Origin of the sequence: Leptolyngbya sp. FACHB-711 (genome assembly GCF_014695615.1) — a bacterium.
Taxonomy (GTDB): Bacteria; Cyanobacteriota; Cyanobacteriia; order Elainellales; family Elainellaceae; genus Leptolyngbya_A.
In genome coordinates, this window is sequence record NZ_JACJOR010000389.1 from 1 (window position 1) to 5,584 (window position 5,584).

Genomic DNA, 5,584 nt, shown 5'->3' on the forward strand with positions numbered 1-5,584 from the left:
ATCGTGCGGTACTTTAAACATCCTGCCATTGCTTATGCTGCCTGACCTTATGCACTCTCTATACTTGCCAGGTTAATATCAGTTGAGCGACATTCGGAACATTGCATTGGTTTTACCCTGGTTTCATATCCCCATTCTGCAACGCCCAAGAACGCACCCAAACAGGACTACAAGTGGCAAGAGCCAGAGGTCGGAAAGGGGGACGACAGCAGAAGCTGCCACCCCAAGAGATTGAGATTGGGCGATCGTTAGCAGCAGATCCAAAGCGATCGGTCACTTCCATCTGTGAGCATTTGGGAATTAGCCGTCCCACTTACCACCGCTACATCAACCTTGAGCTAAACCACACTGCCGAAAATAAACGCTGAGCGATCGCCTGTAATACGCCCTAGAGCCTCGCTCTATCGAGGATGGGGGCAAGGAGCGCTGCCGTTCCTAGTCATTTTTGGCAGTGTGTTGAGTGTTAAAGGCTGCGTTCAGCGGCGGCAGGTAGCTTCTATATTTAGACCAAAATCTTTCGTCTGCAGCTGCAACGCAATTGTTAGACAGTAGGATAATATACTCAACATTCAAGAAACGAGGCTCACGCTGTATAGCTCGCATTGAAGCCCAGCGCATTATCGATCGTCGTTCCTGAAATTGTTTTTGCTGCATTGCTTGCCAGGAAAAGTGCTGTTTGGGCAATATCCTCTGGCTCAATCGCTCCAGCACTGCCCAGTGGACTCACTGGATTAATTAGTGCGTCCTGTTGCTCTGGAGTGGAGACACCCATTGATCGCATCTGTCCCTCGCTACGATACATTGCCGTGTTGACTGCACCTGGCGCGATCGCGTTCACTGTGATGTTGTATTGCCCCAACTCTTGAGCAGCTTGCTTAGTCATCCCAATCACAGCCCACTTCGTCGATGTATAAGCACCGTTTCCAGCAAATCCAGCCCTGCCCCCCACAGATGCCATATTGATGATGCGTCCACCACCCCGCTGCTTGAGAAACGGAACGGCAGCTTTTGCTGTATTGAAAACTCCGTGAACATTGACATCGAATACATCGTGCCAGAGTTGAGGGGTTCCATCCTCAAAGCTGTGCCATGCCACATAGCCTGCATTGGCAACGACAACATCAATTCCACCCAATTCCCGGTTCGTGCGTTCTGCCGCAGACTGCATTGCTGCTAAATCTCGAACATCAACCTGAATTTGCAGCACCTTTGTGCCGTATTGCTTGACAGAAGCAACGGCTGCGCTAAACTCATCCAGGTTGGCAACACGATAACCCCGTGAAGAGTTCAGACGAGAGGGATCGGCAATATCCAACATGGCAACATCGGCACCATTCATTGCGAAAACTTCTGAAATTGCCCGTCCAATCCCTCGCGCCGCTCCAGTAACGAATGCGACCTTTCCAGTCAAAGGAAGCGGGCTGGAGGGTTGAGGCTGTGCAGCGGGCTGAGTGGGAGCCTGTGCTGTTGCTTTTTGGGTTCGTAAAGGGGATAGTCCTGCTCCTAGTGTCATTCCAGTTGCAGCCAAGGCAGCACCTTTGATTAATCCACGACGTGAACGATTTAGCTTCTTCACTGGTTCGCTCCTCCTAAACTCTGAGGACAGCTTATCGAAACAGCCGTGTCGAAAAATTGTAAAATCTTGCTTAGCTTGCAACCTGCTTGAAGAAGCTTTTGGGTGGAATGCCGACGACTCGCTTAAAGGCTTTGGTAAAATGCGCTTGATCGTAGAAGCCCACCTGCAACCCGATCTCTGTCAGATCTGGTTTACCGGCGATCGCAATCAGCTTCTTGGCACGCTCGACTCGGTTTTGCAACAGATATTGATGTGGGGAAAGTCCCAACGAATTTTTGAAGAGACGCGCAAAGTGAAATGCGCTCAGGTTCATCTGTTCGGCTAAGTCAACTAAACTCAACTCCTCGCTTAGATGTTCATGAACGTACTCGATAATCTGCTTTAGCTGCTGTGATGAGAGCTTTCCAGCTGCTTTACGCAGTTTTTGGGAACGACCGCTGTGATACTCAATCAGATGAAGAGCAAAGGCGACCGCAAGCGATTCACCATAAAGCGTGCCACAGTAGCTTCCAGAAGCTAATTCTGCTCTAAAGCGACGAGTAAAGTCAGCAATTGTTGTATCAGCTTCACCTCGACGGGTTAGAAAACTAATGTTTTCTGAAGCACCCGTATCTTGAAACGCTTGGCGAACAAATTGAGGGTCAAGGGCGATCGCCAAAAGCTCAAAGTTTCCCCACCATCGAGGAAAGTTGATATCTCCATGTGTCTGTAAGCAAAAATCACCTGGGTTCAAAGTCGTTTGTCGCCAACGCTTGCCCTCTTTCCATTCGTAGTGAACAGGTTGACCAATGTTGACCGCCAAACGATGTCCATCGATATAGTGTTCGGGCAGTTCAAACGATGAAATTCGGTGAAGTTCAACAGTGATTCCCTGCCAACCTGCATTCACGCTCGAAAACAACACACTTCCAGCAGGAGCAGCCGGAAAGATATTTCCAGTTTGACTGTTGACCAGATGAATCCGGCTATCTGACATTGGCAGTAGGAAGTGATTTTAAGTATATTTTGGACTGAAATCACTCTACAGGCAATCTTCTGATTACTGTCCCTACATAGAGAAATTTTCTGTGCTTGATAGCCTCTGCTATTGAGGTATTTGGCATTGCTGCTTAAGGGAATGCAAACGTTACCATCGTTTGTCCTTAACAAGTTCTTGCGACACAACCGCCGTTAAGGATTCCTGAACAAAAATATCGTGCGGGGGTTCGTAGGTTCAACCTGATGTCGACTGATGTACCCCCATTCTTAATTTGCGGTTACTCCTACTTTAATCCGCTTAAATACCTGATCGAGCAGATTCTCCTTGCAATCGATCCAGCATTATGGGATATTCTTTAGCATCCACGGTAAGTCGATGTATTTACCGTACTTTATAGAAATGATAGAAGACGTTTACTTTCAAGCCATCAGAAATGGACGGCTTCTGACTAATTTCGCCTTAATTTTGGTTTCTCTAATGGAGTAATGGCATGGCTTCTAGACTTTGGCAAGGTTGTCTCAAGCTGAAATTATGGACGGCAAAATCCTTGCGAATTAAAGGATTTGCATTTGTTGTTTCAATGTTTCTGGCAGCGATCGTAATTCCATCTCTATCAATTCTGCCCTCGCTAGCGACTGAAACATCTGATGTGCAATTTGTGCAGCCCACTTGGTTAACTCAGCACGCGAACGATCCTAAACTTCGCATCCTGGATGTCCGAATTAGTCCGTTCGATTACTTTGGTGGACATATCCCGAATGCAGTGCATATTGCAGATAACACTTTCCGGGGACCCAATGGTACACTTCCCGTGCAGTACTGGGAAGCCGATAAATTACGATCGCTCTTTTCTCAGGCAGGCGTGAGTGACGATAGTAAAGTCCTCGTTTATTCCGATGGTCGGGATGTGTTAGGAGCAACGATGGTCGCTTATCTGCTCGAACGCACTGGACATGCCGATGCTGCGGTTTTGGATGGGGGCTTTGCAGGGTACAAAGCAGCCGGATTGCCCGTTAGTAAGGAGTTTCCTGCTTACGATCTTGGACGTTTTACAGTACGCGATCAGCCCACCGTACGAGTGACTTTAGCTGAGGTCAGACAGTTAATTGGTAAACCTGGCGTGACTTTCATTGATCCTCGTCCACCGGAACTGTTCTCCGGGCAGCAGCAGGTTTGGGCGCGAAATGGACATATTCCTGGTGCTAAAAATATCCCCTGGGTTTCATTTACCGTGGGAGAATCAAACTTCCACCAACTGAAGCCTCTGGATGAAATTCGTCAAATTCTGGCATCGCGCAATGTGAAACCCACAGACAACATTATCGTGACCTGCAGTACTGGACGTGAAGCAACGTTGCAGTATCACGTTCTGAAGCACCTGTTAGGATACCCCAACGTTCGGGTTTACGAAGGATCTTGGACAGAATATTCCTCCAATCCAGACTTGCCTGTAGAGACAGGTGCCGGTGCTTAATGCAGGTATTTTGAGGAAAGTGGAGGATGGGATCGCAGGAGCATCAAAAACTTAGCTAACTATTCCCTACTTTCCATTCCTGTTCCTTTTTGCTTAATGTCTCATTACTCTTCTGCGTCATCTCATGCGATTTATTTTTTTACTGTTTGGTGGAGCGATCGCCACTACATCTGTTCTGGGTTTGGCTCTTCTTTCGTGGATGGTTGAAGTGAGTTCAACTAGCCTGGGATACATCGCAAGCTGCGCCCCCAGTCAGCCCGAAGAACCCAAGAAAGAGGGTTCCTCCCAGGAATCTTCTCCAACACCGTCTCCGTCTCCGTCTCCGTCTCCGTCTCCGTCTTCTCAGTCGTAACCGCCGCAGAAGTTCCATGTCTAACATTGCCCTATCCCAGTATCCGCAATCTTCTCCCCGTCCTCAAACAATCCCGATCGCCGTTCTGTTTGGGCTGTTTGCGCTGGGAGGGATCGTTGTCAGTCCCTTTGGTGGGCTAAAGCAAAGTGTTTTATTTTTGATTGGCGGACTGTTTGGAATAAGCCTGTATCACGCTAGCTTTGGCTTTGCCTCGTCCTACCGAAAACTGTTTGTCCACCGTGATGTGAGAGGCGTACTGGCACAACTTCTGATGCTGGCGATCGCAACGCTGCTCTTTGCACCATTCCTGTTAGCCGGAAGTGCTTTTGGTCAGAGCTTACGGGCAGCGGTTGCGCCAGTGGGCGTCCAGGGAGCGATCGGCGCATTTTTGTTTGGTGTTGGGATGCAGTTAGGCAGCGGTTGTGCCTGCGGTACGCTCTACACGATCGGCGGCGGCAGTAGCATGATGCTGTTAACATTGCTGACCTTTGGCATCGGTTCTTTTTGGGCAAGTCTGACCGGATCAGTGTGGGCAGGACTTCCTGCGACTGACCCCATTTCCCTCCTCAAATCCTGGGGATGGGCAGGGGTTGGATTACAGCTTGTTCTGCTGGGTGCGATCGCTTTGCTGCTATGGCAATGGGGCAAATCTAATCAGACTGCGGATGATATAACCCCTACTCCTGCTGAGCCTTTTAATCTGAAGCATTTACTGTATGGTCCCTGGTCGCTCGTGTTCGGTGCAATTGCTCTTGCCATCCTGAATGGATTGACGCTGCTCATCGCAGGTCGACCCTGGGGTGTTACCTGGGGATTTACCCTGTGGACAGCCAAAATTGCGCAGGCGTTGGGCTGGAATCCGGCAACCAGCGAATTCTGGAGTCAGGGGATGGGAGCCGAGGCACTGGAGCAGAGCATATTTGCTGACATTACCTCCGTGATGAATTTCGGCATTGTGCTGGGAGCTGCCCTCGCTGCTGCGCTGGCAGGACGCTTGACGGTCAAAAAACCTGTTTCCAGGTGGGCGATCGCCGCTGCGCTAATCGGGGGCTTGATGATGGGCTACGGGGCAAGGCTGGCGTTTGGCTGCAATGTGGGAGCTTACTTCAGCGGCATCGCTTCCACCAGTTTGCATGGCTGGCTGTGGATTACCTTTGCTTTACTAGGAACAGGATTGGGGATTCGGCTGCGATCGCTGTTTCG

The 5,584-nt window shown here is 49.5% G+C and carries 6 protein-coding genes; 4 read left to right on the plus strand and 2 right to left on the minus strand.

All coding sequences use genetic code 11. The features are described 5' to 3' along the window. Window positions 1-173: 173 nt before the first annotated feature. A complete protein-coding gene (locus H6F80_RS30440) occupies window positions 174-368 on the plus strand; it encodes a helix-turn-helix domain-containing protein (RefSeq protein ID WP_190792607.1) in 195 nt (64 codons plus the stop codon). Window positions 369-583: 215 nt separating this feature from the next. On the opposite strand, the gene H6F80_RS16445 is transcribed toward H6F80_RS30440, so the two are convergent. Together H6F80_RS16445 and H6F80_RS16450 are read right to left on the minus strand one after the other, a co-directional pair. After that, window positions 584-1,576 carry an SDR family NAD(P)-dependent oxidoreductase gene (locus tag H6F80_RS16445; protein ID WP_190792608.1) on the minus strand — a complete coding sequence of 331 codons (993 nt, stop codon included), beginning with the start codon at window positions 1,574-1,576 and terminating at the stop codon, window positions 584-586. Window positions 1,577-1,646: 70 nt separating this feature from the next. Beyond that, window positions 1,647-2,552 carry a helix-turn-helix domain-containing protein gene (locus H6F80_RS16450; protein ID WP_190792609.1) on the minus strand — a complete coding sequence of 302 codons (906 nt, stop codon included), beginning with the start codon at window positions 2,550-2,552 and terminating at the stop codon, window positions 1,647-1,649. 493 nt (window positions 2,553-3,045) lie between these two features. Between H6F80_RS16450 and H6F80_RS16455 the strand changes: the two genes are divergently transcribed. The 3 genes from H6F80_RS16455 to H6F80_RS16465 all read left to right on the plus strand — a co-directional run. Further along, entirely contained in the window at window positions 3,046-4,029 is a 984-nt protein-coding gene (locus H6F80_RS16455) for a sulfurtransferase (RefSeq protein WP_190792610.1), read from the plus strand. A gap of 124 nt (window positions 4,030-4,153) precedes the next feature. Continuing rightward, entirely contained in the window at window positions 4,154-4,381 is a 228-nt protein-coding gene (locus H6F80_RS16460; protein ID WP_190792611.1) for a hypothetical protein, read from the plus strand. 16 nt (window positions 4,382-4,397) lie between these two features. After that, on the plus strand, window positions 4,398-5,584 hold a 1,187-nt coding region (locus H6F80_RS16465), incomplete at its 3' end, for a YeeE/YedE family protein (protein ID WP_190792612.1).